The following is a 26,803-nucleotide window of genomic DNA, read 5'->3' as shown; positions in this document are numbered from 1 at the left end:
CCTCGGCCCGCCTATTTTTGCGCCCGTACCAACAAGCGCTATTGGCCCGCGGCGTGGTGCGGAGCCGGCCCCGCCGCGTGATGACCATGGCCCTTCGATCGCCAGCCTTCGATCTCGGCGAGTTCGGCGTCCGGGTGGCTGACGATGATCTCGCGCTTGCCGAGATAGATGTGGCCGCTGTCACCGTCGATGCAGATCCAGTCGCCGGCCGCCAGCGTGGCGTCGCCAAGTCGGGCCTGATCGGCGTCGGTGTCGATGACCATGCCGGCGCAGCCGACGATGCACGGCCGTCCCATCTGCCGCGCTACCAGCGCCGCATGCGCGGTGCGGGCGCCGACCGAAGTGACGATGCCGGCGGCGACCGCAAAGCCTGCCACGTCGGCGGTGGATGTATCCGGGCGCAACAGGATCACCGGCTCGCCGGTGTCAGCCAGCCGCTGGGCGCTGGCGGAGTCGAAGGCGGCGCGCCCGACGGCGATGCCGCCTGACGCGCCGATCCCTGCGATCGCCGGATCGGAGCTGTCCGCCAGCCGGGTGTGGTCGAGCGCCGCGAGATCGATGCCGTCGATCCGCTGCAGCGCCTGCTTCGGTGTGATCAGCCCGTCATGGACGAGGTCGATGGCGATGCGCAGTGCCGCGCGTGGTGTCCGCTTGGCGGTGCGCGTCTGCAGGATCCAGAGTCTGCCGTCCTCGATGGTGAACTCGATATCCTGGACATCTACGAATTCGCGTTCGAGCTGTTTAAGGATATCGCCGAGCTCGCCGGCCACCGCGGGCATCGCGCGGGCGATGCTCTGTTCGCTGTCGGGGGTGCGACGGCCGGAGACCACGTCCTCGCCCTGGGCGTCGAGCACCAGATCGATCATCGGCTTCGCCAGGCCTGTGGAGGGATCGCGCGAAAACGCCACGCCGGCGCCGGAAGAGAGGCCGCCATTGCCGAACACCATGGCTTGCACGGTCACCGCGGTGCCTTCGAGCTCGTCGAGCTGTTGCAGCTTGCGGTAGGTCTGTGCGCGTTCGCTGACCCAGGAGCGATAGACCGCGCGCGCCGCGCTATCGAGTTGCGCCGCCGCATCTTCCAGCCAGCTGTCATCGTCATCGTCGACCAGGGCGCATTGCTCGCCGGCCAGGCGTTCCAGCGCTTCGCTGTCGAGATCGCGGTCGCTCAAAGCCTGCTCGGCGGCAATCAACTCCGTCAGCCGCGCGTTCAATGGCGCGGGATCGCGGCCAAGCACGGTCTCGGCATAGCTCTCGATGAAGCGGCGGCGGCAATCCCAGGCCAGCCGCGGCCGCCCGGTTGTGCGGATCAGCCCGTGTACCGCAGCCAGCGTGCAGCCGACGTCGAGCACGGTCTCCAGCATGCCGGGCATCGAGCGCGCGGCGCCGGAGCGCACTGATACCAGCAGGGGATTGCGGCGATCGCCGAAGCGCTTGCCGGTCGCCTGCTCCAGGAAGGCGATGCCGTCCTTCAGCCCGTGGCGAAGATCGCGTTCGGCCCGCGGATCGCCCGATATGATGGCGGCACACAGTCTGACCGGAAGCACGAAGGCCGGCGGCACCGGCAGGCCCAGCGCTGCCATGCGCGCCAGGTTGGCAGCCTTGTTGCCGATACTGTCCGCCGAATGCGGTTTGGTCGAGCCGTCGCCGATGCGCACGATATGCATGGTCTGTCCTCTACGCCAACAGGTCGGAGATGATGTAGCGGCGCAGCAGATGGCCGAAGCCGGCCAGCCGGTCGGTGGTGCGCTCGATGGCCCGCGCCAGCTCCAGCACCGACAAGGAGGTCGCCACGTCGAAGCCGCCGGCGAACACCCGGGTCGTCACCTCGCGTTCGCGCAGGTCGGCGTCGTGCTCGGCATCGATCAGCCGCACCACGCAGGCCAGCGCATCCTCGGAATCGACACGCTGGCCGTCCGGGACCTCGGCGGCGGCAGCGAGGCCCGAGGCCACGGCCTGCAGCGCCGTGACGGCGGTCCCGCACAGCCCGGTGAGTGCTTCCAGCAGCGCCGGATCGACATTCGCCGGCAGCAATGAGGCGATGAAGGCGGCCTGCTCCAGTTCGTCGACGGCCTGTTCGACGCTGTCCGTCATCTGCTCGATCACCGGGCGGGCGTTGAGGCGCGTCACTTCCTTGCGGGCCTCGATGGCGATGCGGTCGGCCTTCTGTTCGATGCGGCTGGCGCGGGCGGCGAGCGCCTTGCCGTCGGCGCTCCGTCCGGCCTGCAGCGCCGCGAGATGATGGGCGAGGCCGGCGGCGATATCGTGGGCGAGACCGGCCTGCCGCGTGATGATCGCGAGCAGGGTGCTGTCGACGCGCTCCAGATGGCGCACCAGCTCGGCCTCGATCTGGTCGCGGACCAGACGCACCGAACGGCCCGCACTCAGCGCCTCGGTCGACACCCGCATGGCGGTCTTGAGAAAATCCACCGCGGCGTCGCGGCCGAGCGCTTGGTCGAGCCGTTCGCCGAAGCCGATCCGGGTCGGCGCGGCATTGCGTACCGCGGCGCCGATCAGCTCGTCGCCGCCCAGTTCGAGAAAGGCGCGGTGGCCGATGCGATGGCGCGCGGCCCAGCCGAGCAGCTCGGCGGCGTCGTTCTTGGCGACCCAGCTGCGCAACAGTTTGCGCGCCTTGTTCCAGTCGATCAGGAACACCAGCGCAGCACCGACGGCGGCGAGGAATTCATCGCGCTCGTCGGCGCTGTCGGCCTGATAGTCGCCGGTGACCAGATAGAACGTGCCGTCGTCGCCGAGGCCATCGGCGGCATGGCGATCCAGCCCGCTCCACGTCGCCGGAAATTTATCGAACAGCGCCACGAAGAACCTGGCGCGGGCACGATGGACGTCGGTGTAAGTGACGGTGACCGCGTTAGCCTTGACGGCGATCACCACCACATGAGCGTCGGTGGTGCCGATATCGTTCTGGATCAGCAGCCGGCCGCCGGAGCGGGTGGCCATGGTGTCGAGGCCGGGATGGTCGAACTTCAGTGCCCGCGTCTGGCCGAGCCCGCGCATGAAGGCCTGCACCGGCGCATGGTCGCCGGGCTGCAGCCCGAACACATGGGCGCCGTCGATCACCTCTTCGGCGCAACCCGCGGCCAGCCGGTTGAGCGCCTTGTGCAGGTCCATCACCATCCGGTGCAGGCTGTCGGCGCCGTTCTCGGCCATTCCGGTCAATCGCGCGATCCGCGCCGCCTCGATGTCGGCGGCGGCGTCCAGCACGCCGGCCGCCAGCATCGCGGACAGCCTGCCGTCGAAGGCTTCGTCTTCCCGCGACGCGCCGGCCTTGACCGCGCGGATCATCGCGGTGACGTCGTCGACGATGTCCTTCATCAGCCTTGCGAGATTGGGCGCCGCGATGCGGCCCTCCGCAGCCATGTGCGCGCCGCCGATCAGTGTGGCGATGGCGGCGGGCGCAATACCCGCGGCGCGGCATTCCGCCTGCAGATCGGCCATGGCCTGCCCCGGCGCCCGCGCATGCTGGACGGCGGCCTGCAACGCGCTCATCCGCACCTTGATGCGGTCGTTGGCGGCGAGACCCTCCGCCACCAGCGATGGCAGCAGTATGTCGGTCTGGCCGAGTTCTTCGATGATCTGGGATTTCATGGGCGACGCACACCGGTTGAATCGGACGTGCCGCCTGTATGGCCCGGCTTAGCGACACTTTGATTGCGCTATGTCAGTCATCCAATTGTCATGAGAACGTCGGTACAGCGGATGCATGCTCGTACCGGACGGAATGAATCGAGAGCGACGTTATGTTCTTGATTTGTTCCTACGTCGCGCTATGTTGTTGGCATGAGTCGCAACATCGCTGCCCTCAAGTACCCGCCGGTCCCGGCGCCCTCCGAACCGGCGGGTGTACCTTCGCCGTTTCCCGAAATCGCCGTGGCGATCGAGAAGCAGCGGCGGCGCGGCCGCGGCGCCCAGTCCAACGACTCCGGCCGCTTCGAGGCCGAAGCCCGGGTCGCCTTCGACGACGGCTGGCAGAGCCTCGACGAACTGTCGCCGTTCAAGACGACGGTGGCCGTCGACACCGCGCGCAAGGTGATCACCCGGAACGACTCCCCGGACATCGGCTTCGACCGTTCCATCAATCCCTATCGCGGTTGCGAGCACGGCTGCGTCTATTGCTTCGCGCGGCCGAGTCACGCCTTTCTCGGCCTGTCGCCGGGGCTGGATTTCGAATCCAAGCTGTTCGCCAAGCCGGATGCGCCGGCGCTGCTGGAAAAGGAGCTGGCGGCGCCGGACTACGAGCCGAAGATGATCGCCATCGGCACCAACACCGATCCGTACCAGCCGATCGAGCGCGACAGCAAGATCATGCGCGGCATTCTCGAAGTGCTGGAGCGCGCCTCGCATCCGGTCGGCATCGTGACCAAATCGGCGCTGGTGACCCGCGACATCGACATCCTCGCCCGCATGGCCAAGCGCAATCTCGCCAAGGTGGCGATCTCCGTAACCACGCTGGATCCCAAGCTGGCCCGCACCATGGAGCCACGCGCCTCGACGCCGGCGAAGCGGCTGGAGGCGCTGCGGCAACTGTCGGAGGCCGGGATTCCCACCACGGTGATGGTGGCGCCGATCATTCCGGCCCTGAACGATGCCGAGATCGAGCGCATCCTCGATGCCGCCGCCCATGCCGGGGTCAAGGAAGCCAGCTACGTGCTGCTGCGGCTGCCACTGGAGGTCCGCGACCTCTTTCGCGAGTGGCTGATGGCGAATTATCCCGACCGCTACCGCCACGTCTTCACGCTGATCCGCGATATGCGCGGCGGCCGCGACTACGACTCGCAATGGGGCACGCGGATGAAGGGCACCGGGCCGATGGCCTGGATGATCGGCCGCAGATTCGAGATCGCCTGCGCGAAGCTCGGCCTCAACAAGCGTCGCTCGAAACTGACCACCGACCATTTCGCCAAGCCGGCGGGTCAGCAGCTGAGTTTGTTTTAGAATTCTGAAGTGTCGCTGCCAGGACTTGGCCCCTCGTGTCGCTTCCGAGGGTGCCTGTGCAGCGCAGGCGGGTGGAGGGAAGTCCGTGAGCCACGCGGGCTTCCCTCACCCGACGTCCCTGAATAGCGGGCACAGCCCGGAGTTCCCGGTTGCGCTGTCGGGCCGGTGACAGCACGATCCCGGCATGATTCGTGTTCCAGCCAAAGATCAGCCGAAGCCGCGCAAGCCGGCAGTCATCGTGAAGCCGCCAAGCTTCAAGCGCGAGCGCGCGCTGCTGAAGCAGGGCGTGTGGCCGGTGGCCGGCTGCGACGAGGCCGGGCGCGGCCCGCTGGCCGGTCCGGTGGTGGCCGCCGCCGTGGTGCTCGATCCCAAACGGATTCCGAAAGGCCTCGACGATTCCAAGCGCCTGACCGAGGCCAAGCGCGAGGAACTGTTCGAGGAGATCTGTGCCACCGCCTCCTTCGCGGTGGCCTTCGCCGCACCGGCGCGGATCGACCGCGACAACATCTTGCGGGCCTCGCTGTGGGCGCTGGCGCGCGCAGTCCATGCGCTGCCGGACCGGCCGCAGCATGTCCTGGTCGACGGCCGCGACAAGATCGAGGCGGCCTGCAACTGCGAGGCCGTAATCGGCGGCGACGGCCTGGTGCTGTCGATCGCTGCGGCCTCGATCATCGCCAAGGTGACCCGCGACCGGCTGATGTGCCAGCTGGCGCAGGAATGTCCCGGCTACGGCTTCGAGGTCCACAAGGGCTACGGCGTGCCCGGCCATCTGGCGGCGCTCGGCCGGCTCGGCCCGACGGTGCATCACCGCCGCCTGTTCGCCCCGGTGGCTGCGGCGCGCGAGAAACACGAGGCGATGGCGCGGGCCGGTGCCATGCTGGCGGAGACCAGCCTCGAAACCGTCGAGATCGCAGCCGCCGCCGGCTGATCCGGTTGCTTCACCGCCCGCCGCGCTCTATCACCGGACGATACTGAACCTGCGCGGTCGCTTGATGCGTTTCACCTCCCTGATTGTCGAACTGATCCGCGCCCGGCCGCGGCTGATGTTCTGGGTTGTCGTGCTGTTCCAGGCCGCGTTGTGGCTGATCGTGCCGCTGATGCTGTACCGCGGACCGCCCGGCGACGTCGCCACCGTGCTGGCCTTCGGCCGGGAATACCAGGTCGGCACCGATCTCGGGCCACCGCTGGCCTTCTGGCTCGCCGATATCGCCTTCCGCGCCACCGGCAGCCATATCGTGGGCGTCTACCTGCTCGCGCAGCTGTGCTTCATCGTCACCTTCAACGCGCTGTACCTGCTGGGCCGGGCCATCGTCGGCGGGCCGCAGGCCGTGATTGCGGTGCTGCTGACGCTGACCGTCACGGCGTTTAGCTCGCCCGGTATTGCATTCGGGCCCGAGGTGCTGGCGCGACCGCTGTTCGCGCTGGTTCTGCTGCATGGCTGGCAGGCGATCGGCCTCGGCCGCCGCAGCGCCTGGTTCGCGCTGTCCATCGAGGCTGGACTGCTGCTACTGACCACTGTCAACGCGCCGTGGCTGTTGCTGCTGCCGCTGGCCTTCGGCCTGTTCACCGCGCGCGGTCGCCGCAACCTGGCGTCGTTCGATCCGTTGTTGGCGCTGCTGGTGATCGTCGCGCTGGTGCTGCCGTGGTCGATCTGGGTGATGCGCGCCGGTTTCCGCGTCCTGCCCGAACTGCCGCGGCTGAACGATCCCGCCGCCGTCGCCACCGCCTGGGGCTGGCAGATCGCCGGCCTGCTGCTGGCGATGACCGGCATCGTGGTGCTGACCGTGCTGAACTGGGGCCGCGTGGCGCGGCAGTCCGACGACGCACCGATCGTGTTTCGCGCGCCGGTCGACGCGCTGGCGCGCGGTTACGTATTTTTCTTCGCCCTCGCACCGGCGCTGATCGGCAGCCTCGCCGCCGCGCTGTACGGCCGCGACCAGGCGGTCGGCGGCGCCGGCATCGCGCTGCTGATGTCCGGTCTCGCGGTGGTGGTGGCCACCGGCGATCTCGTGCACCTGCGGCACCAGTTGCTGCTGCGCAAGGTGTGGGCCTTCGCCGTGGTGGCGCCGGCGCTCGCCGTGGTGGCCAGCACCCTGTTCCTGCCCTGGCTGGGCGGCGGCGAGCAGAGCACCGCGCTGCCGGCCAGTGCCATCGGCAAGTTCTTTGGCGAGAGTTTCGAACGCCGGACCAATCGCCCGCTGCAGGCGGTCGCGGGCGATCCGCAACTCGCCGCGCTGATCGGCATGAGCGCATCGCGGCCGCACCTGCTGCTCGATGGCGGGGCGGCGCGTACGCCCTGGATCACGCCGGAGCAGTTCAGCGCGTCCGGCGGCGTGGTGGTGTGGCGCGCCGCCGACACCATCGGCACCCCACCGGAGGATATCGCCCGCCGTTTTCCGGACCTGGTCCCCGAAGTGCCACGCGCCTTCGAGCGGCTGGTGTCGGGCCGTCAGCCGCTGCTGCGGATCGGCTGGGCCATCGTGCGGCCCAAGGCGCCGTAGCGGCCGGTCTAGAGTTCGACCTCGAGCGACAGCTGGAAGACGCGCGGCGTGCCCATGGTGAACGTGCCGAACGAGGCTACCCCCGCCCAGTAGTTGGTGCCGGCGACGTTCTGCACGGTGCCGCGCAGCGTGGTCTTGCGCCCCTCGACATAGTTGACGTAGCGCGCGCCGAGATCTAGCCGGGTCCATTCCGGAATAACCTGCGTGTTGAGGGCGTCGACATATTGCCGGCCGGTGTAAATCAGCGTGCTGCTCAGGGTCACGCCCGGCGCGCTCGGCAAATCCCATTCGCTGCCGAGATTGAATTGCGCGGAGGGAACGCCGACGGGGACCTTGCCGAGCGTGCGGACCGTTGTCGTCCTGGTCACCGCGGCATCGAACAGCGTCAGCCCGCCGACCGCGCGGAGGCCGGGCGTGATTTCACCGAACACGTTGAACTCGGCGCCGCGCACCCGCTGCTCGCCGATCGCTGCAAAGATGCCGGCGTTCAACTCGCCGTTGGGCTTGAGGATCTCGAACAGGCCGAACGTCGTGCCGATCCGGCCGAAGTCGAGCTTGACGCCGGTTTCATATTGCTTGGTCCGGTAGGGCGGCAGGATTTCGCGCGCGTTCAGCGCGATCGCGGGGGCGATATCTCCCCGGGTGAGGCTTTCGATATAGTTGGCGTAAAGCGACACATTCTCGATTGGTCGTACCACCAGCCCGAACATCGGCGTGGTCGCGGTCTGATCGTAGGAACTGGTCAGCAGCGCCGTGTCCGCGGAGAAACTGTTCGAGATCACCTGCTGGCGGCGGACGCCGACTGTGAGGGCGACACGCTCGTCCAGCACCGACATGGTGTCGGCGAGCGCCACGCCTTTCAGCGTGTTGTCGGCCAGCCGCGGCTTCAGCCCGGGCACCGTGTAGCCCTGCTCGGGTAGAGCGATCGGGTTGTAGATGTTCGACAGATAGGTCTGCCCGGTCGGAAACGCGCGGTATTGCTGGTCCTCGTAGTGCGAGGCCTGCACCGAAAATGCGTGATGCACGAAGCCGGTGTCGAACTTGGCCCGGACGCCGCCGTCGAAGGTGAAGCGATTGATGTCGATATTGTAGTAGCGTGGCGTGTTTTCGGTGTCGCCGCGGGCATTGACGATGTTCGGCAAGCCAAAGAAGCGCTCGATGTTGGTCTTCGAGCCGCCGATGTCGCCGAACAGCGTCACCGAGTCCGAGAGATCCAGTTCGTTCTTCCACAGCACCGACGACTCCTTGATCCGCGCCCATTCCCAGGATTGGGTGGGGTTGGTGCGGCCATCGGGCGCGGCCGGAATGGCAAGGCCGCTGGAGATCGTGAACTGGCGGGTCGGCGCCTGAAAGCGCTCGTTCTGGGTCAACGCATAGATCCAGGAGCGGTATCGTTCGCCCTGGTAGTCAAGCGCCAGCGAACCGACATGCAGGCGATCCGACTGGTGATCGAGCGCGGTGTCGCCACCGCCGAGTTTGCCGTTGAAACGCAGACCGAATTCGCGATGGTCGCCGAAGCGACGCGAGAGGTCGATGTTGGTCTCGGCGAAGCCCTTCGAGACATAGCCGATGCCGATGCGGCTCAGGTCGGCCTCGGCGCGTTTCGGCACGATATTGATGGTGCCGCCGTTGGGCGAGAGGCCGGAGAGGATGGCCGAGGGTCCTTTGAAGATTTCGATCCGGTCGACATAGGTATTGAACAGCCGGAAATTCGGCGCGATGCCGTAGACGCTGTCGAAGGTGGCCTCGCCGGCCGCGCCCTCGAAGCTCGGCATGCCGCGAATGAAGAACGAATCCGCGACACCGCCGACCGGGCTCGTCACGCGAACGGACGGATCCAGCAACACCGCATCGGCCACAGTCGATGCCTGCAGATTGCGGATGGTCTCGTTGGTGTAGCTCGACGTCGCGAACGGCGATCGGAACGTGTCCGCATTGCCGAGCATGCCGAGACGGCTGCCACGCGCCACCTGACCGCCGGCGAACGCCGGTGGCCGGTCCGCCGCCGCGCTCTGCGCCGTCGGATTGACGTCCGGCGCACGTGCCGCGGCGGGCGCCGGCGCGCGGCGCGCCGAGCCCTGTGCGACCCGCCGTCTTGCCGCGACCGGCTTGGCGCGTGCCGGTTTCGGCGCATCGACGGTCACCGCCGGCAGGGTCTGTGCGGGCGCCTGGGCGAGCAGATCGGACGGCGACATGGCAAGCGAGCCCGACAGAACGAGCAGGCTGACGACACAGAGGGAACGGTAACGAGACATGGAAACACCGACACCGGCGCGGGCCGGCTGGTTTGAGATGATCTGCCGGACGCAGTGCCGCGTACGGGAACCGAATCCGGCCAGATGAGTGCGAAGACTGAGGCCGGCTTTACAGTTCAAGCTCCAGCGACAGCAGGAAGACGCGTGGCGTGCCCTGTGCGAAGGTGCCGAACGAGGCCACGCTCGCCCAGTAATTGGTATCGGCGACGTTCTGCACGGTGCCGCGCAGCGTGGTCTTGCGGCCTTCGACGTAAGTCACGTAGCGCGCGCCGAGATCGAGCCGGGTCCATTCCGGCAGAACCTGCGTGTTGGCGGCGTTGACATATTGCCGGCCGGTGTGGATCAGCGTGCTGGTCAGGGTCACGCCTGGCGCACCCGGCAGGTCCCATTCGCCGCCGAGATTGAACTGCGCGGAGGGAACGCCGACTGGCGTCTTGCCAAGGTTGGCAACCGTCGCCGTCTGGGTCACGGCGGCGTCGAACAGCGTCAGGCCGCCGACCGCGCGAAGGCCGGGCGTGATTTCGCCGAACACGCTCAGCTCCGCACCACGCACGCGCTGCTCGCCGCCCGCCGAGTAGACGCCGGCATTCAACTCGCCATTCGGCTTGGTGATCTGGAACAGGCTGAACGTCGTGCCGATCCGGCCGAAGTCGACCTTCACGCCGGTTTCATATTGCCTGGTTCGGTAGGGCGCGAGGACCTCGCCGGAGTTGACCGCGGTGACCGGGGCAATATCGCCGCGGCTGAGGCCTTCGATAAAATTAGCGTAGAGCGAGACATGTTCGAGCGGCCGCACCACCAGGCCGGCCATCGGCGTGGTGGCGCTCTGATCGTAGGAACTTGTCTGCAGGCCGGTGACCGTGGAAAAATTGTGCGCGATCACCTGCTGGCGGCGGACGCCGAGGGTCAGTGCAACGCGCTCGTCCAGCACCGACATGGTGTCGGCGATCGCCGCGCCGTTCAGCGTGGTGTCGGACAATCGCGGCTTGAACGACGGGATCGTATAGCCCTGCTCGGGCTGAGCGATCGGGGCATAGAGGTTGGACAGATAGGACTGGCCCGCGGGAAACGCCCGGTATTGCTGGTCCTCGTAGTGCGATCCCTGCACAGAAATCGCGTGATGAACGAAGCCGGTGTCGAACTTGGCCCGCACACCGCCATCGAAGGTGAAGCGATCGACATCGAGATTGTAATATTGTGGCGTGGTGGTCGTGTCGCCCCGGGCATTGAAGATATTAGGCACGCCGAAGAAGCGTTCGACGTTGGTCTTCGAGCCGCCGACGTCGCCGAACAGCGTGACCGAATCCGAGAGGTCGAGTTCGTTCTTCCACAGCGCCGAGGATTCCTTGATCCGCGACCATTCCCAGGACTGGGTGAGGTTGGTGCGTCCGTCGGGCGCTGCGGGCACGGCCAGGCCGCTGGAGATCGTGAACGGGCGGGTCGGCGCCTGGATCTTCTCGTCCTGCGTGAATGCGTAGATCCAGGAACGGTAGCGCTCACCCTGGTAGTCGAGCGCCAGCGAACCGACATGCAGGCGATCCGACTGGTGATCGAGGGCGGTGTCGCCGCCGCCGAGCTTGCCGTTGAAGCGCAGGCCGAATTCGCGATGCTCGCCGAAGCGGCGCGCGAGGTCGATGTTGGTCTCGACGAAGCCCTTGGAGACGTAGCCGATGCCGATGCGGCTGAGGTCAGCCTCGGCGCGTTTCGGCACAACGTTGATGACGCCGCCCACGCCGCCGTTAGGCGAGACGCCGGACAGCATGGCCGACGGTCCCTTGAACACCTCGATGCGGTCGACATAGGTGTTGAACACGCGGAAATTCGGCGCGATGCCGTAGACGCCGTCGAACGCGACCTCGCCGGACGTGCCCTCGGCAATCGGGAAACCGCGAATGTAGAAGGAATCGACGATGCCGCCCACCGGGCTCGTCACGCGCACGGACGGATCCAGCAGCAATGCATCGGCGGCGGTCGCGGCCTGCAGATTTCGCACCGTTTCGTTGGTGTAGCTGGCGGTCGCGAAGGGGGATCTGAACGTGTCCGTATTGCCGAGCATGCCGAGACGGCTGCCGCGCGCCACCTGACCGCCGGCGAAAGCCGGTGGCCTGTCCGCCGTGGCGCTGCGCACCGTCGCGTTGACGTCCGGCGCGCGCGCCGTGGCGGGCGCCGGCGAGCGGCGCCCCGCGCCGGTCGAGGCTCGTCGTTGTGCGGCGACCGGTTTGGCGCGTGCCGGTTTCGGCGCATCCACGGTCACCGCCGGCAACGTCTGTGCAGGCGTCTGGGCGTGGACAGGGGACGACAACATGGCAAGCGAACCCGACAGAACAAGCAGGCTCACGCCACCGAGCGAACGGCAACGAGACATAGACATCCTGACACCGGCGCGTGAGCCGGTTTGCTGGCATTAATCAATACGGGGCGATCCCGTAGCGGTCACGGGGGAGGGGGCATCGAACGCCGTGGCTCTGCGAGGAGCGGCCGAGCAGGCCGCGTCATAGCTTCAGCGATCGTCATGCGGGTGAGCAGGGCGTGCTGTGGTGTCGGCTCCGATAGCGTCTCAGTCCTCCGCGCATAAAGAAGCAACAAGGCGCGCGAACGCATTGATGCGCGATGTGTGGCGGGCTTTTCGTCGGCCCGTTGTTTCTTGTGATGTCGGAACGGGATGCGAACGTCAATCAACCGGGAGCAACACTAGATAGCTTCTATATTTGAAACGTTCGAACATGGGACGTATTGCCGCGGCAACATGCGGCCGAGCTGCACGGCTGTCGTTTTATCAGCCGTTGTACGCGACGCGATGGTCTACGAAGCCGATTTCCAGATCCGCACCAACGGCCCGTCGGCGCCGAACACCGGATCGGTGTTCGGCAATTTCACCTTCGGAATAATCGCCCGCGCCTTGCGATAATTCTCCGGCGTCGGCCGCGTCACCTGCATGGTTGCACCCGGTGGATAGGCGCCGACGACGCTGAGGTCATGGCTGGCGAACAGGCATTTATGCCCGGTGCCAGCGGACAGCACGGCGACGTCGCCGGCGGTGATCTCGATGGCCTCGCCCTGCTCACCGCCGAACAGCACCAGCGCGCGACCGCGGGCGACGCCGAGCGCCTCATGCACCGTGGCGTGATAGTGCTGGAAGTCGTAGATGCCGTCACGCCAGGTCTGCCCCCAGCCATTGCCCTCGAACAACTGCTCGACGGCGTGTTCCTGCAATCGCGCCGGGACATCGATGACGCCCTTGTAGAGCAGCAGCGGCAGCACATTGTTCGGCACCAGCCCATCGTCGTCGAAGGGCAGGATCAGCGGCTTGATGTTGTCGGTGGTGGCAGTCATCGGGCCTCCGCATCAGGTGCCCGGATTAACCCGCAGCCCCCGCCGATGTTCCCCGTCACGCAGACGCGGGAACCTCGAACACCAGACAGGTGGTGGTGGCGTGGGCGAGCAGCCGGCCCTTTGCATCGGTGATGCGCGCTTCGGCGGTGGCGGCGCGGCGGCCGACATTCAGCGTCCGGCCTTCGGTGCGCACCGTGCCGGACTCTTTCGACATGCCGCGAATGAAGCTGATCTTGAATTCCAGCGTGGTGTAGCCGCTGCCAGGCGGCAGCATGCTGTGCACCGCAAGCCCCATGGCGGAATCCAGCAGGATCGCCGCGTAGCCGCCATGCACCGAGCCGATCGGATTGTAGTGCCGGAAGCCCGGCTCGCTATGAAACACAACGACGCCGGGTTCGGCGCTGCAGTCGAACGGCGCGACATTCTCCATGATCGGCGGTTCCGGCAATTCGCCGGCGAACATTTTTCGCACGAAGTCGATGCCGGGCATGGAGGCCATCAGCGCGGTGGGGACGACGTCGTATCGGGGGAAGGGGCGTCGGTCATGGCGACTCCGTCAGGTTTTAATGACGGGCATCATATCCAGCGATCGCAGGGCGAGCAAAGGCGGATGCGCCGTGCCCGCTATTTCGCCACAGGCTGTCGTCGCCCGGCTTGCCCGGGCGACCCAGTACTCGCCGATGTTCGCGATTGATCACCAGCGTCTGTGTCTACTGGATCCCCGCATGCGCGGGGATGACAGTCGGAGTGCGAGGCGACAGTGGACGCGGCTACGCCGACGCGCGTGCAGCTACGACGCCTTCCTGGCGCGCATCAGGTCCGAGAACCGCCGGAACAGGTAATGCGAATCGCGGGGGCCGGGCGAGGCTTCCGGGTGGTACTGCACCGAGAACACCGGTTTGCCCTCGAGCTGGATGCCGCAGTTGGAGCCGTCGAACAGCGAGATGTGGGTCTGCAGCGCGCCGGCGGGCAGGGTCGCCTCGTCCACGGCAAAGCCGTGGTTCATCGAGGTGATTTCCACCTTGCCGGTGGTCTCGTCCTTGACCGGGTGATTGGCGCCGTGATGGCCCTGATGCATCTTCTTGGTCTTGGCGCCGACGGCGAGGCCGAGCATCTGGTGGCCGAGGCAGATGCCGAAGGTCGGCGTGCCCGAGGCGATCACCTGCTGGATCACCGGCACGGCATATTTGCCGGTCTCGGCGGGATCGCCCGGGCCGTTCGACAGGAACACGCCGTCCGGCTTCAGCGCCATGATGTCTTCGGCCGAGGTGGTGGCGGGAACGACCGTGATCTTGCAACCCTCGCCGGCCAGCAGGCGCAGGATGTTGCGCTTGATGCCGTAATCGATGGCCACGACATGGAATTCCGGCGCGGTCTGGCGGCCAAAACCCTTTTCCCATTCCCACGGGGTCTCATCCCAGCTGTAACGCTGCGACGAGGTGACCATGGGCACCAAGTCCATACCCTCGAGGCCGGGCCACTCGCGGGCCTCTTCCTTCAGGCCGTGCAGGTCGAACACGCCATCCCTGGCATGAACCAGCACCGCGTTGGGCATGCCCTTTTCGCGGATCAGCGCGGTCAGGGCGCGGGTGTCGATGCCGGAGATGCCGATGATGCCGCGCGCCTTCAGCCACGCGTCGAGGTCGCGGGTGGAGCGGTAATTCGACGGATCGGTGATCCCTGCGCGCAGGATCACTCCGCGGGCGCCCGGCGTCGCCGCCATGTTCACGGTCTCGATATCCTCGTCGTTGGTGCCGACGTTGCCGATATGCGGGAAGGTGAAGGTGATGAGCTGCCCGGCATAGGAGGGATCGGTGAGGATCTCCTCATAGCCGGTCATCGCCGTGTTGAAGCAGACTTCGCCGACCGCCTGGCCTTCCGCGCCGAGGCCGAAGCCTTCGAGCACGGTGCCATCGGCAAGCACGAGGAGCGCGGTCGGTTTGTGGTCCGGCCAGGCTGATGCATTTTCAGAGGGGGTCATGAGTGGACTACATAGTCCGCAGCCGGGCTTGCGTCAAAGCCGGAACAGGTAGATTCACATGACAATCGCCGCAAATGGTGGAAATTTGGGCGGCAAGGGGAGATGAACATGGCCGAGGCAATGCCGATTCTGCTGGTTCCCGGTCTGGCCTCGTCGCCCCGGATCTATGCCCCGGTCATTCCTGCATTGTGGCGCTGCGGCCCGGTGGCGGTGGCCAACCACATCCGCGACGACAGCATGGCGGCGATCGCCCGCCGCATCCTGGCCGAGGCGCCGCCGCGCTTCGCACTGGCCGGCCATTCGATGGGCGGCTACATTGCCTTCGAGATCATCAGGCAGGCGCCGGAGCGGGTGATGCGGCTGGCGCTGCTCAACACCCAGGCCGTGCCGGACACCCCAGTGGCCAGCGAGCGGCGGCGCGGGCAGATTTCCCGGGTCGAGGCCGGGCGATTTCACGACGTGCTCGACGAACTGTTTCCCGGTTTCGTGCATCCGTCGCGGCAGGACGACCCCGGGTTGCGCCGGCTGGTCCATGACATGGGCGACGACATCGGTCCCGAGGCCTTCATCCGCCAGCAGACCGCGGTGATGGAGCGGCCGGATTCGCGGCCCACCCTGAGCGCGATCCGCTGCCCGACGCTGGTGCTGTCGGGCGATCAGGACGCCACCATCCCGAACAGCCAGTCGGTCGACATGGCCGATGCCATCGCCGGCGCGACGCTGGCGATCATTCCGGAGTGCGGACATCTGTCGCAGGCGGAGCGGCCGCAAGCCACCGCCGAGGCCTTGGTGTCGTGGTTGCGCGGCTGAATCGACCTCTCCGGCCATTTTGCATACGGGTGTCGCCGATGCGGTGATACGCGGGATCAAATTGAATCGCTCCAATGCCCCCGCCAGCGCTTGCGGCAACGGGCAATCGCCGCTAGCAAACGCCATCTTTCTGTCTATTTTCGGACATTTTCTTTGCAACTCGACTATTTCACCGTGATGGCGGCACGCTCCGCTGCCTCACCTGCGCGGTGGCGGCGGCCGTTCTTGCGCTGGCTCGACGGCATCGAGAAGGGCTGGGGCATTCCCCTGCTGATCGCCGCCTTCGCCGCGGTCTGGCTGCTGTTCCTGATGATCGCCTATCTCAGCGGCGACCTGCATGCCGACGCCCTGGAGGCCTGGGTGGTGGGCCGCGATTTCGCATGGGGCAATGCCAAGCATCCGCCGCTGATGGGCTGGATCGCCTTTCTGTGGACCCTGGTGTTTCCGCTGACCGACTGGTCGATCCAGTTGCTGGCCATGACCAACGCCGCGGTGGCGCTGTGGGCCGTCGACCTGATCGCGCGCCGTTTCGTGCGCGGCGACCAACGCGCGGTGGTACTGCTGCTCCTGATGCTGCTGCCGGCCTACCAGTTTCATGCCCAGCGCTTCAACGCCAACACCGTGCTGCTCGCGGTCTGGCCGCTGGCGACGTACTGTTTTCTACGCGCCTTTGAGACCCGGACCGTCGCCTGGTCGGCCGCGGCCGGCGCGATGGCCGCGCTGGTGATGCTCGGCAAGTATTATTCGGTGTTCCTGGTCGGCAGCTTCGCGCTGGCGGCGCTGATGCATCCGCAGCGCCGGCTGTATTTCCGCTCCTGGTCGCCCGTCGTGTCGACGCTGACGGGGTTGGCCGTGCTGGGGCCGCACCTGTACTGGCTGGCGACCACCGGCGCCACGCCGTTCAGCTATGCCATGCAGGTCCATGGCGGCGTGCCCTTCCGGCAGTCGCTGGTCGAGGCGGCGATGTTCCTGCTGGGCCTGGCCGCGACGATGGCGCTGCCCGCGCTGGTGTGGATCCTGAGCGCGGAGACACGGCTGGCGAGATTCGTAGCGGATTTCCGTGCCATGAATCCCGGCCTGGTGCTGCTGTTCTGGATCTTGTTCGGCACCGTCGCGCTGCCGGTGGTCACGACCGTCGCACTGGGCACCGACATGCCGTCGCTGTGGGCGCTGCAGGGGCTGTTCCTGGTCGCGATCCTGATCGTCTGCGGCGCGAGTTTCGCGCTCGAACGGCTCTACGTCGTCAACATGATGGTGTTTGTTGGCGGCATCGCGCTGTTGGCCGTGACGGTGGCGGCGCCGATTCATGCCATCTATCGCAATGACGCGGGCGCCAACGACCGGACCTATTACCGGCTGGCCGCCATGGAGCTGACGCGACGTTGGCATGACGTTGCCCACGTGCCGCTGCCGGCGGTGTCGGGCGACGACCCTCTGGCCTTCGCCACTGCCTTCTACAGCCCCGATCACCCGCGTTATTCCCGCCCCTTCCGCCACCAGTACAAGTGGGGCATGCCGCGGGTGACCACGCTCGACAAGGGCTGGGCGGCGATGTGCTTCGCCGACAACGCGGCATGCCTCGGCTGGATGGCCAGCGTGACGGCGATTGCTCCGCGATACAGCCGTGTTGATTTCACCGTGACGCCGCAGCTCTGGGGGCGTCCCGGCCGGCCCGCCAGCATCGCCGCACTGATGGTGCTGCCGGTGGCCGCTGGCCAGCCGGCACCGTCGCGCGTGCCGGCCGATGACGTCGGCGCCAGCCAGCGGCACCGCTGAACCCTCGTCCGCGGTTGTATGCGCGGGCCAAACGGCCTAGATCGTCCCGACCGATCAATCCGGCGCCGCGCTCGCGGCGGACCGTGAAGGAGACGCGAGATGCTGCGCGACGATATCAACAATGCCGTCAAGGACGCTATGCGGGCCAAGGACGAGCGCAAGCTGTCCACCCTGCGGATGGTCAATTCGACCATCAAGAACGCCGACATCGCCGCCCGCGGCGAGGGCAAGCCCTTGCTCACCGATGGCGAGATCCTGGTGGTGCTGCAGAAAATGATTAAGCAGCGCCAGGAATCCGTCGAACTCTACGACAAGGGCGGCCGCGCCGAACTGGCCGACCAGGAGCGCGCCGAGATCGCCGTCATCACCGCCTACCTGCCGCAGCAGATGTCCGACGACGACGTCAAGACGGCGATCGCCGCCGCCATCGCCGAGATCAATGCTGTGGGCATCAAGGACATGGGCAAGGTGATCGCCGCGCTGAAGGCGAAGTATTCCGGCCAGATGGATTTTGCCAAGGCCAGCGGCCTGGTCAAGGCTGCGCTGACGGCGTGAATCCTTAACCTCTCCCCGCTCTTCGCGGGGAGAGGTCGGACCCCGAGCGAAGCGGAGGGCTCCGGGTGAGGGGCCGGGCACCGTGCTCACCTCATACAATTCGCTCTGGGGTCTGCAGCTTTCGACCCGAAGAATTTAATATCAGGCGGGCCGGTGCCTCGCCCCTCATCCGACCGGCTTCGCTGCGCTTCGCCGGTCGACCTCTCCCCGCGAAGAGCGGGGAGAGGTAAAGAGCGCCGCCGAATGATAATAAACTTCAGGGAGCCGTCCGCGATGCTCACCGAAACGTCCGACTACGATCAGCTCTATCGCGAGTTTCGCTGGGACATTCCTGCGCGTTTCAATATCGCCACAGCAGCTTGCGACCGTCACGCCGATGGCTCGGGCAGGCTGGCGTTGATCTATGTCGACGAGGACGGCGCCACGACGCGCTTTTCGTTCGACCAGATGCAATCCTTTTCGCGCCGCTTTGCCAATGTCCTGAAGGCCGACGGGCTCAGTCGCGGCGATCGCGTTGCGGTGTTCCTGTCGCAGTCGGTGGAATTGCCGATCGTGCATCTTGCTGCATTCCGCTCCGGCTTCGTCTCGGTGCCGCTGTTCACTTTGTTCGGCGAGGACGCGCTGGAATTCCGGCTGGCCAATTCCGGGGCGAAGGCGGTGGTCACCGACGCGAGCGGGTGGGCGAAGCTGTCCAGGATCCGCGACCGGCTGCCGGATCTGCAGCATATCTATGTGACCTCGGCTACGCCCGGTGCGGCAGCGAAATCGTTCTGGCCGGCGATCGAGTCTGCTTCCGACGATTTCGCGACCGTTGATACCTCCTGCGACGATCCCGCCATCATCATCTACACCTCCGGCACGACAGGTAATCCTAAGGGCGCGCTGCATGCGCATCGCGTGCTGCTCGGCCATCTTCCCAATGTGGAGATGGTGCACGGCTTCTTCCCCAAGCCCAATGATGTCTACTGGACGCCGGCGGACTGGGCATGGATCGGCGGGCTGTTCGACGCGCTGTTTCCGGCCTGGTATCACGGCGTGCCGATTGTCGGCCATCGCGCGAAAAAGTTCGAGCCGCAGGCCGCGATGCAATTGATGGCCGATCACGAGGTGCGCAATGTGTTCCTGCCGCCGACCGCGCTGAAGCTGATGCGGCAGGCCGATGTCAAACATCCCGGGGTGCACCTGCGCAGCATGCTGACCGGGGGCGAGTCGCTCGGTGCCGAATTGCTCGGCTGGGTGCGCAACACTTTCGGCATCGATGCCCACGAGATCTACGGCCAGACCGAATGCAACCTGGTGGTCGGCAACAATGCAAAACTGTTCCCGATCCGGCCGGGATCGATGGGCAAGGCCACGCCAGGTTTTGACGTGCGCATCGTCGACGAGAGCGGCAAGGAATTGCCATCAGGCGCGCGCGGCATTGTCGGCGTCCGCCAGCCCAATCCTTGCACCATGCTCGGCTACTGGCAGAACCCGGAAGGCACCGCGAAGAAATTTGCCGGCGAATTCCTGCTGACCGGCGATCTCGGGGTGCAGGACGACGACGGCTATTTCTGGTATGTCAGCCGCGAGGACGATGTGATCACCTCCGCCGGCTACCGGATCGGCCCCTCCGAGATCGAGCATACCTTGCTCAAGCACCCGGCGGTGGCCAATGCCGCGGTGGTGGGCGTGCCCGATCCGATCCGCACCGAGGCGATCAAGGCCTGGATCGTGCTGCGCCCCGGCTTCGAGGCCGGCGAGGCCTTGGCGCGCGAGATTCAGGACTTCGTCAAGGTGCAGCTCGCCGCGCACGAATATCCGCGCCACGTGCAGTTCGCCGACAGCTTGCCGATGACCGCCACCGGCAAGGTGCTGCGGCGCGAATTGCGCGCGCTGGGCTGATCATCGCGTATTGACGCCGCCCGGCGACGGCGCATGATGCCTCCCATAAGAATAGCATTGGGAGGGGAAGCCCATGACATCCATCTCGGGAAAGACCGATCCGGTCGTCCGGCGCATCACCGCCGCCGACATCGCGGAGTCGCTGGGCGAGGGGCTGCGCGATTTCCAGGCGGCGCCGCTGTTCGGGCTGGCCTTCGGCGCGCTTTACGTCGCTGGCGGCATCGCCATCCTGCTCAGCCTGACCGCATTCGGCATGGTTTACCTCGCTTATCCGCTGGCCGCCGGCTTTGCGCTGATCGGGCCGTTCGTTGCCGTCGGCCTCTATGAGGTGAGCCGCCAGCGTGAGGCCGGGCAGCGGCCGTCGTGGCGCGGCATCTGGGCCACCGTGAAGACGCGCAGCGAGATCGGCTGGATGGCCTTCGTCACGCTGTTCGTGTTCCTCATCTGGATGTACCAGGTGCGCTTGTTGATCGCCGTGCTGCTCGGCCTCAATGCATCCTTCGCCAGCCTGCCGGAATTCATCACGGTGGTGCTGACCACCAATGAAGGGTTGGTGTTCCTGGCGCTCGGCAATCTGGTCGGCGCGGCGCTGTCGCTGATCCTGTTCTCGCTCACGGTGGTGTCGTTCCCGCTGCTGCTGGAGCGCGACATCGACGCGGTCACCGCGATGATCACCAGCGTGCGCGCGGTGGTGATGAGCCCGCTGCCGATGATCGGCTGGGCCGCGGTCATCGTGGTGCTACTGGCGGTGTCGTCGCTGCCGTATTTCCTCGGCCTGCTGGTGACGCTGCCGGTGCTCGGCCACGCCACCTGGCATCTGTACCGGCGCATCGTTGTGCCGGTCGCGGCGTCCGATGCGGTGACGTCGCCGCCGCCGCTCGGATCGCCGGCGACGGGATAGGCTCCGATCGAGCCGGCAAGACCTGCTCTACGCCGCGATTGTCTTCTCGAAAGCCACCGGCTGGCCGGTCTCGAGAATGCTCTTGAGGCTCGACAGCACCAGCGGCCAGCCCTCGGAAATGCTGGGCAGGGTCTTGCTGCCTTCAGCGAAGCCGTCGTGGGTGACGGTGAGCTTGACGGCGCCCCGGGTGGTGGGTTCGAGCACGAACGTCACCTGCGAAGGCCGCTCCTGCTTCATGGCCTCGTCGAACACCGTCAGCCAGCTATAGACCAGCCGGCGCGGCGGATCGGATTCCAGGATGACGCATTCGTTCATGATCTGGCCGCCGCGCGTCATCTGCATGGGCGAGCCGACCTTCCAGTCCGAGGTCAGCTTGCAGCCGAACCAGTAGCGTTCGGTGAAATCCGTATCGGTCAAAGCGTGCCAGAGTTTGTCCGGCGTGGTGTTGATGAAGGTCGTGTAGACGAATTCCGGTTTACTCATCGTCCTTCTCCAGTTGGCGTTTCAAGGCGCTGAGCGCGGTGAGCTTGCCGCGCTCGAATTTCCTGATCCAGCGCTCGCCGATGTCAAAGATCGGCACGGGATTGAGATAGTGCAGCTTCTCGCGGCCATGCCTGATGGTCGCGACCAGATTGGCGGCCTCCAGGATCGCCAGATGCTTGGTCACCGCCTGCCGGCTCATGGCGAGGCCGTCGCACAGTTCGTTCAGCGTCTGGCCGTTCCGGGCATGAAGCCGGTCCAGCAACGAACGTCGCGACGCGTCGGCCAGTGCCTTGAAGACTTCATCCATGGCGGAGATAATAGGCAACCAAATAGTTGCATGTCAAGTCGACGATTGAGGCGATCCCGATTGCTGCTAGAGTTGAACCGACGCCGTCATGGCCGGCACGTGGCCAGGCAGGACGCAGCTCCGGAGCCAATCGATGTCCCTTCAGCTCTATCTCGCCTTCGTCGCCGCCTGCGTCGCGCTGGCGCTGTTGCCCGGACCGAATGTCACCTTGGTGATCGCCAGCGGCCTGCGCTACGGCACCCGCGCTGCACTGACTGTCATTGCCGGCACGCAAGTGGGACTGGCCGTCGTGATCGGCATCGTCGCGCTCGGCCTGGCCACGCTGATGGCCACCATGGGCTACTGGTTCGACTGGGTGCGCCTGGCGGGCGCGGCCTATCTGGTGTGGCTCGGCATCAAGCTGATCCGCGCGCCGGTCGAAGGCCTCGATGCCGACGTGGCGCCGCCGCGCGGCGGCTTCTTTGCAGGGCCTGCTGGTGCTGCTCAGCAATCCCAAGGTGCTGGTGTTCTTCGGCGCCTTCATTCCGCAGTTCGTCGACATGGAGAAGAACCAGATGCTGCAGGTCGCGATCCTCGGATTCACCTTCATGGTGATCGCGGGGATCACCGACGCGATCTATGCAATCCTCGCCGGCCGTGCGCGAAAGTTCTTTTCGGCGCGGCGGACGCGAATGCTGTCGCGCGCATCCGGCGGCTTCATGATCGGCGGCGGGATCTGGCTGGCATTGACGCGGGCGCGCTGAGGCGCGATTGAACCATCCCGCCCGACGCGGCGTCCAAGCCTCATGGCGTCAACCGGCGTCGGTTCTTCCCGAGGTCGCGCCTTGCCCGATATCCCCTGGTACGCCTATGCGATCGTGCTGTCGCCGGCCGTCCTCTTCCTGATCGCCGCAACCTGGAAATATCTCCAGGTCCGTGCCGCCAGCGACTGGCCGTCGACGCCCGGCAAGGTCGTGGTGTCGACTTCCGAAGTGCGCGACGTCAAGGTGATCGACGACACCCGTGCCGATCGCCAGCGCCTTGAGCAGCGCAACTTCGCCAATATCGTCTACGAATACACGGTGAGCGGACAGAAGCTGCGCAACAACCGCGTCGACATCGGCGAGAACCGCGGCAATTTCGAGGTTGCCGAAACCATCGCGCGCTATCCGGTCGGCGCCGATGTCACCGTTTACTACAATCCGCGGCACCCGCGGGATGCGGTGCTGGAGCGCGATCTGCCGAAAGGCGCCGCCGGCTGCCTGGCCTGGGGCATCGTCATCGTGCTGGTCATCGTGTTCGGCGGCGCGTTCGGCGGCAAGCACATGGCGGACTATGTTGCCGCGCATCTGGCCGATCCCAAACTGTCGCCGCTGGTGATGGCGCTGGGCGCGTTCGGTTTTTTCATCGCGCTGTTCGGGCTGGCGCTGCATCGCCAGTCGAGGTTGGCGCGGAGCTGGCCGGTGGTGCCCGGCGTGATCAAGCTATCGGGCGTGGAGACCTATCAAAGCGCCGACAGCGACACCGGCCGCGCCGGACCGATGATGCACGAGCGCAAGGTGACCTACAGCTACCGCTTCAACCATATCGCCTATATCGGGAGCGCCGGCAGCATCAGCACCAGCAATCCGTCGCCGCCACGCTGGCAGATGCGCTTGTTCGGCATGGACTACCAGAACGGCGCGGCGGTCCGCGTGTTCGTCAACCCCGCCAACCCGACCGACTCCACCCTCAATCCGGGCGGCGGGGCAGCGTGGTTCCTGTGGGCCATCGCGGCGGGATTTGCGGTGGCGGCGGGTTACGTCGCGACGCATGGGTAGTTTCTTTCCCTCTCCCCCAGCAAAGCGAAGCTTTGCGCAGCGGGAGAGGGTGCCTTCGCGCAGCGAAGGCGGGAGAGGGACGGCGGCAAGCGCTGTAGAAGAGCCCACTCTCCCGGCTCGAACCCGCTGCGCGTGTTCGATCCACCCTCTCCCGCCTGCGCGCAGCTTCGCTGCGCTTGGGGAGAGGGAAGGAAGTAGCTCCACCTAGATCAGCCCCTTCGTCTTCAGCACCGCTTCGATCTCGCCAAAGATCTGCGTCAGCCGCTCGGCCCATTGCGTCTCGCCGGCCTGATCCGAAATCAGGTCCTGCCTGATCTCGATGCCGGTATTCATCAGTCCGCGCGCTTCGGCATGGACCGGAATGGTGTAGTCGGTGGCATCCGACACCGCATAGGGCTCGTTGTCGCCGACCACGAGATCCGGCTCGGCGCGCAAGAAATCCAGCAGCAGCGGCGGCAGGCGAGTGTCTTTCTGATAGAGCGTGCCGATGTGCCAGGGCCTGGCGATGCCGGCATAGACCGGCGTGAAACTGTGTAGTGCCACCAGCACCGTGGGCACGCCGTCGCGCTGCCTTTGGTCGATGGTCTCGCGAATACGCTGGTGGTAGGGATCGAAGATCTCGCGCCGCCGCGCCTCGGCCTCGTCGCGGCTCAGCCCCTCATTGCCCGGCACCGTGGTGGCTTCGCTGATGATCGGGATCGAGCTCGGCGCTTCCGGCGGGCGATTGCAGTCGATCACCAGCCGCGAATAGCGCTGCGCGATCAGATGCGCGCCCAGCGCGCCTGCCATCTGCTCGGCGACGCCGGCAATGCCGATATCCCAGCCGATATGGCGCCGCCGCTCGCTGTCGGGCAGGCCGAGGTCGCCCAGCATGGCGGGGATCAGCCGGCCATAATGATCGCAGGTCAGCAGAAACGGCGAGGCGCTGCCGGCATTTTGTTCCCAGACCGGGGAACTTCCCCGGCGCCGAGGCGTAGTGAAGTGTCGCTGACGCTGCTCAAAGCGCTTTTCCCCTGCATTGCCTAACGAGGCAGCAAACCGTCCTGTCAATCAGCAGGCATCGGTATAGATTTCACGATATGAATCATAGCCATCATATGAATGACGCGACGATGCCCCTGCTGACGATTCATCACAAGACCGAATATCGCTATGCCCATCCGGTGGCGTTCGGCGAGCATCGCATCATGCTGCGTCCGCGCGACGGGCACGACCTCCGCATGCTCACGGGTAATCTGCAGATCACCCCGGAGCCGATGTCGCTGCGCTGGATCCACGATGTGTTCGGCAATTCGGTGGCCATCGCCACCTTCGACGAGCGTGCCCGCACGCTGACCTTCAGCGCGACCGCCACCATCGAGCACATGCCGACCGATGAATTCGCGCTGACGCCGGACGACCGCGCCTATTTCTACCCCTTCATGTATGACGGCGACGAACTGCCCGACCTGCGGGAATTCATCCGCCCGCAATATGGCGATCCCGACGGCGAGCTGGCTTACTGGGCGCGCGGATTCCTCGATCCCGACGGGCCGACGCCGACCTTCAACATCCTCGCCGGTATGACCCATGGCATCCGCAAGCAGTTCAAGTACCGCAAGCGCCACGAGCACGGCACCCAGCATCCGCTGGATACGCTGCAGACCCAGTCCGGCACCTGCCGCGACTTCGCATTGTTCATGATCGAGGCCTGCCGCCGCCTCGGTATCGCCGCGCGCTTCGTCTCTGGCTACCTGTTCATTCACGGCGATAAGCAGCATGGCTATGTCGGCGGCGGCTCCACCCACGCCTGGGTGCAGGTCTATCTTCCCGCCGCGGGCTGGATCGAGTTCGATCCCACCAACGGCATCGTCGGCAGCCGCGATCTCATTCGCGTCGCCGTGGCGCGTGATCCGCGCCAGGCGATCCCGCTGCACGGCACCTATCTCGGTTCGGCTGACGCTTTCCTCGGTATGGATGTCAGCATCAATGTCGTCTCGGTCGGCGAAGACGTAAAGGCACACACCTAACATGCTCATCAGGGTCGGCTTCGAGATCACCTATGCAGCGCCGCAGCCGACACCGATGGTGACGATGCTCAGCATCCATCCGTCGCGATGGAGCGACATCGTCGGCACCGAGTCCATCACCACCGATCCGAACGTGCCGATCACCTATTACCGCGACAGCTTCGGCAATGTATGCGGCCGGCTGGTGGCCCCGGCCGGCGGCATCACCTTCCACGGCAACACGCTGGTGCGCGATTCCGGCCAGCCCGACGTGGTGGTGCCGGCGGCGCAGCAATTGCCGATCGACCAGCTGCCCGACGAATGCCTGCTCTACCTGATGGCCAGCCGCTATTGCGAGACCGACAAGCTCACCGACATCGCCTGGTCGCTGTTCGGCAATACCGAGCCCGGCTGGAATCGGGTGCAAACCATCATCGCCTTCGTGCACAACCATGTGAAATTCGGCTACGAGCATGCCCATGCGATGAAGTCGGCCCATGACGTCTACGCCCAGGGCAATGGTGTGTGCCGCGACTACGCGCATCTGGCGCTGACCTTTTGCCGCTGCATGGGCATTCCGGCGCGCTACTGCACCGGCTATATGGGCGACATCGGCATTCCCTATGACGGATCGGTGATGGACTTCTCCGGCTGGTTCGAGGTCTATCTGTCCGGCCGCTGGTACACCTGCGACGCCCGCCACAACAAGCCGCGCATCGGCCGCATCCTGATGGGCACCGGCCGCGACGCCGCCGACGTGGCGCTGACCACCAGCTTCGGCCGCATGGACCTGGTCAAGTTCTTTGTGATATCCGACGAGATCAAGAACCCGGACCCCGTCGACTGATGACTGCAGCGCTTGATCTGATCTTCGTTTACGGCACCCTGATGCGCCGCTTCGATCATCCGATGTCGAAGCTGCTGTCGCGCAGTGCGGAATTTCTGGGCGAGGGCCGCTGCCCCGGCCGGCTCTACATGATCGCGCATTATCCAGGCCTGTTGCGGGCCGCCGCGCCGGGCGACGTCGTATCCGGCGAACTCTATCGCATGCATGATCCGGCCGCACTGCTGGCCGAACTCGACGAGTACGAAAGCTGCGGCCCGAACTTCGATCCGCCCACTCTGTATCTGCGCGAGACGCTGCCGGTGACGCTGGCCGACGGCAGCGTGCACGAGGCTTGGACCTACATCTACAATCGCCCGGTGGAGGAGGCGAAGCGCATCGCCTCCGGCCGGTTTCTGGAAAAATAGCACGCCGCGCTCCGGATCATCGGCCGATC

The 26,803-nt window shown here is 66.0% G+C and carries 22 protein-coding genes and 1 pseudogene; 13 read left to right on the top strand and 10 right to left on the bottom strand.

Going from position 1 to position 26,803, the window contains the following annotated elements; genetic code table 11:
- Positions 1-38: 38 nt before the first annotated feature.
- On the bottom strand, positions 39-1,664 hold the full coding sequence (locus ONR75_RS29260) for a PEP/pyruvate-binding domain-containing protein (RefSeq protein WP_265080330.1): 1,626 nt from the start codon (positions 1,662-1,664) through the stop codon (positions 39-41).
- Between the two features lie 10 nt (positions 1,665-1,674).
- Positions 1,675-3,603, bottom strand: coding sequence for a hypothetical protein (locus ONR75_RS29255; RefSeq protein ID WP_265080329.1), 1,929 nt, complete (start codon positions 3,601-3,603; stop codon positions 1,675-1,677).
- A gap of 192 nt (positions 3,604-3,795) precedes the next feature.
- On the opposite strand from ONR75_RS29255, the gene ONR75_RS29250 reads away from it, so the two are divergent.
- The 3 genes from ONR75_RS29250 to ONR75_RS29240 all read left to right on the top strand — a co-directional run bounded on the left by ONR75_RS29250 (position 3,796) and on the right by ONR75_RS29240 (position 7,451).
- On the top strand, positions 3,796-4,950 hold the full coding sequence (locus tag ONR75_RS29250; protein WP_265080328.1) for a PA0069 family radical SAM protein: 1,155 nt from the start codon (positions 3,796-3,798) through the stop codon (positions 4,948-4,950).
- A 184-nt stretch (positions 4,951-5,134) separates the two neighbouring features.
- Positions 5,135-5,878 carry a ribonuclease HII gene (locus tag ONR75_RS29245; RefSeq protein ID WP_265080327.1) on the top strand — a complete coding sequence of 248 codons (744 nt, stop codon included), beginning with the start codon at positions 5,135-5,137 and terminating at the stop codon, positions 5,876-5,878.
- Positions 5,879-5,942: 64 nt separating this feature from the next.
- Positions 5,943-7,451, top strand: a complete 1,509-nt coding sequence (locus ONR75_RS29240) for a glycosyltransferase family 39 protein (RefSeq protein ID WP_265080326.1) — start codon at positions 5,943-5,945, stop codon at positions 7,449-7,451.
- An 8-nt stretch (positions 7,452-7,459) separates the two neighbouring features.
- Here the strand turns inward: ONR75_RS29240 and ONR75_RS29235 are convergent, their stop codons facing one another.
- The 5 genes from ONR75_RS29235 to carA form a co-directional block, all read right to left on the bottom strand.
- Positions 7,460-9,706, bottom strand: a complete 2,247-nt coding sequence (locus tag ONR75_RS29235; RefSeq protein ID WP_265080325.1) for a TonB-dependent receptor — start codon at positions 9,704-9,706, stop codon at positions 7,460-7,462.
- 109 nt (positions 9,707-9,815) lie between these two features.
- Complete coding sequence (locus ONR75_RS29230) at positions 9,816-12,011, bottom strand: TonB-dependent receptor (RefSeq protein WP_265080324.1); 2,196 nt, start codon at positions 12,009-12,011, stop codon at positions 9,816-9,818.
- A gap of 497 nt (positions 12,012-12,508) precedes the next feature.
- Positions 12,509-13,039, bottom strand: a complete 531-nt coding sequence (locus ONR75_RS29225; RefSeq protein ID WP_265080323.1) for a hypothetical protein — start codon at positions 13,037-13,039, stop codon at positions 12,509-12,511.
- A 55-nt stretch (positions 13,040-13,094) separates the two neighbouring features.
- The gene (locus tag ONR75_RS29220; protein WP_265080322.1) at positions 13,095-13,529 is read right to left on the bottom strand and encodes a PaaI family thioesterase; all 435 of its coding nucleotides are present in this window, start codon (positions 13,527-13,529) and stop codon (positions 13,095-13,097) included.
- 300 nt (positions 13,530-13,829) lie between these two features.
- Positions 13,830-15,020 (bottom strand): glutamine-hydrolyzing carbamoyl-phosphate synthase small subunit, encoded by a 1,191-nt coding sequence (carA, locus tag ONR75_RS29215; RefSeq protein WP_265080321.1) that lies wholly within the window; start codon positions 15,018-15,020, stop codon positions 13,830-13,832.
- A 108-nt stretch (positions 15,021-15,128) separates the two neighbouring features.
- On the opposite strand from carA, the gene ONR75_RS29210 reads away from it, so the two are divergent.
- From ONR75_RS29210 to ONR75_RS29190, 5 genes are all read left to right on the top strand, one after another.
- Positions 15,129-15,830: an alpha/beta fold hydrolase gene (locus ONR75_RS29210; RefSeq protein ID WP_265080320.1), complete on the top strand. Its 702-nt coding sequence runs from the start codon at positions 15,129-15,131 to the stop codon at positions 15,828-15,830.
- Between the two features lie 153 nt (positions 15,831-15,983).
- Positions 15,984-17,606 (top strand): glycosyltransferase family 39 protein, encoded by a 1,623-nt coding sequence (locus tag ONR75_RS29205; RefSeq protein ID WP_320109668.1) that lies wholly within the window; start codon positions 15,984-15,986, stop codon positions 17,604-17,606.
- 99 nt (positions 17,607-17,705) lie between these two features.
- Positions 17,706-18,161, top strand: a complete 456-nt coding sequence (locus tag ONR75_RS29200; RefSeq protein ID WP_265080319.1) for a GatB/YqeY domain-containing protein — start codon at positions 17,706-17,708, stop codon at positions 18,159-18,161.
- A gap of 273 nt (positions 18,162-18,434) precedes the next feature.
- The gene (locus ONR75_RS29195) at positions 18,435-20,045 is read left to right on the top strand and encodes an acyl-CoA synthetase (RefSeq protein WP_265080318.1); all 1,611 of its coding nucleotides are present in this window, start codon (positions 18,435-18,437) and stop codon (positions 20,043-20,045) included.
- 73 nt (positions 20,046-20,118) lie between these two features.
- Positions 20,119-20,946, top strand: coding sequence for a DUF2189 domain-containing protein (locus ONR75_RS29190; RefSeq protein ID WP_265080317.1), 828 nt, complete (start codon positions 20,119-20,121; stop codon positions 20,944-20,946).
- A gap of 27 nt (positions 20,947-20,973) precedes the next feature.
- Here the strand turns inward: ONR75_RS29190 and ONR75_RS29185 are convergent, their stop codons facing one another.
- Together ONR75_RS29185 and ONR75_RS29180 are read right to left on the bottom strand one after the other, a co-directional pair.
- Positions 20,974-21,429 carry an SRPBCC family protein gene (locus tag ONR75_RS29185; protein WP_265080316.1) on the bottom strand — a complete coding sequence of 152 codons (456 nt, stop codon included), beginning with the start codon at positions 21,427-21,429 and terminating at the stop codon, positions 20,974-20,976.
- Positions 21,422-21,736: an ArsR/SmtB family transcription factor gene (locus ONR75_RS29180; protein ID WP_265083842.1), complete on the bottom strand. Its 315-nt coding sequence runs from the start codon at positions 21,734-21,736 to the stop codon at positions 21,422-21,424. Before ONR75_RS29180 ends, ONR75_RS29185 begins: the two co-directional genes overlap by 8 nt.
- Before the next feature lie 133 nt (positions 21,737-21,869).
- Here ONR75_RS29180 and ONR75_RS29175 point away from each other — a divergent pair.
- Both ONR75_RS29175 and ONR75_RS29170 read left to right on the top strand, forming a co-directional pair.
- A pseudogene (locus tag ONR75_RS29175) lies at positions 21,870-22,479 on the top strand (LysE family translocator).
- Between the two features lie 81 nt (positions 22,480-22,560).
- Complete coding sequence (locus ONR75_RS29170) at positions 22,561-23,535, top strand: DUF3592 domain-containing protein (RefSeq protein WP_265080315.1); 975 nt, start codon at positions 22,561-22,563, stop codon at positions 23,533-23,535.
- 204 nt (positions 23,536-23,739) lie between these two features.
- On the opposite strand, the gene ONR75_RS29165 is transcribed toward ONR75_RS29170, so the two are convergent.
- The gene (locus ONR75_RS29165) at positions 23,740-24,408 is read right to left on the bottom strand and encodes an N-formylglutamate amidohydrolase (RefSeq protein WP_265080314.1); all 669 of its coding nucleotides are present in this window, start codon (positions 24,406-24,408) and stop codon (positions 23,740-23,742) included.
- Positions 24,409-24,647: 239 nt separating this feature from the next.
- Here ONR75_RS29165 and ONR75_RS29160 point away from each other — a divergent pair, with 239 nt between their 5' ends.
- Genes ONR75_RS29160 through ONR75_RS29150 form a run of 3 tightly spaced genes read left to right on the top strand, consistent with a single transcriptional unit; the run spans position 24,648 to position 26,774 of the window.
- On the top strand, positions 24,648-25,544 hold the full coding sequence (locus tag ONR75_RS29160) for a transglutaminase family protein (protein WP_265080313.1): 897 nt from the start codon (positions 24,648-24,650) through the stop codon (positions 25,542-25,544).
- 1 nt (position 25,545) lies between these two features.
- On the top strand, positions 25,546-26,370 hold the full coding sequence (locus tag ONR75_RS29155; protein WP_265080312.1) for a transglutaminase-like domain-containing protein: 825 nt from the start codon (positions 25,546-25,548) through the stop codon (positions 26,368-26,370).
- Positions 26,370-26,774 (top strand): gamma-glutamylcyclotransferase, encoded by a 405-nt coding sequence (locus tag ONR75_RS29150; protein WP_265080311.1) that lies wholly within the window; start codon positions 26,370-26,372, stop codon positions 26,772-26,774. The genes ONR75_RS29155 and ONR75_RS29150 overlap by 1 nt, the downstream gene beginning before the upstream one ends.
- Positions 26,775-26,803: the final 29 nt, after the last annotated feature.

The organism is Rhodopseudomonas sp. P2A-2r (genome assembly GCF_026015985.1).
Classification (GTDB): domain Bacteria; phylum Pseudomonadota; class Alphaproteobacteria; order Rhizobiales; family Xanthobacteraceae; genus Tardiphaga.
This window is presented reverse-complemented; position numbering and strand designations above follow the sequence as displayed.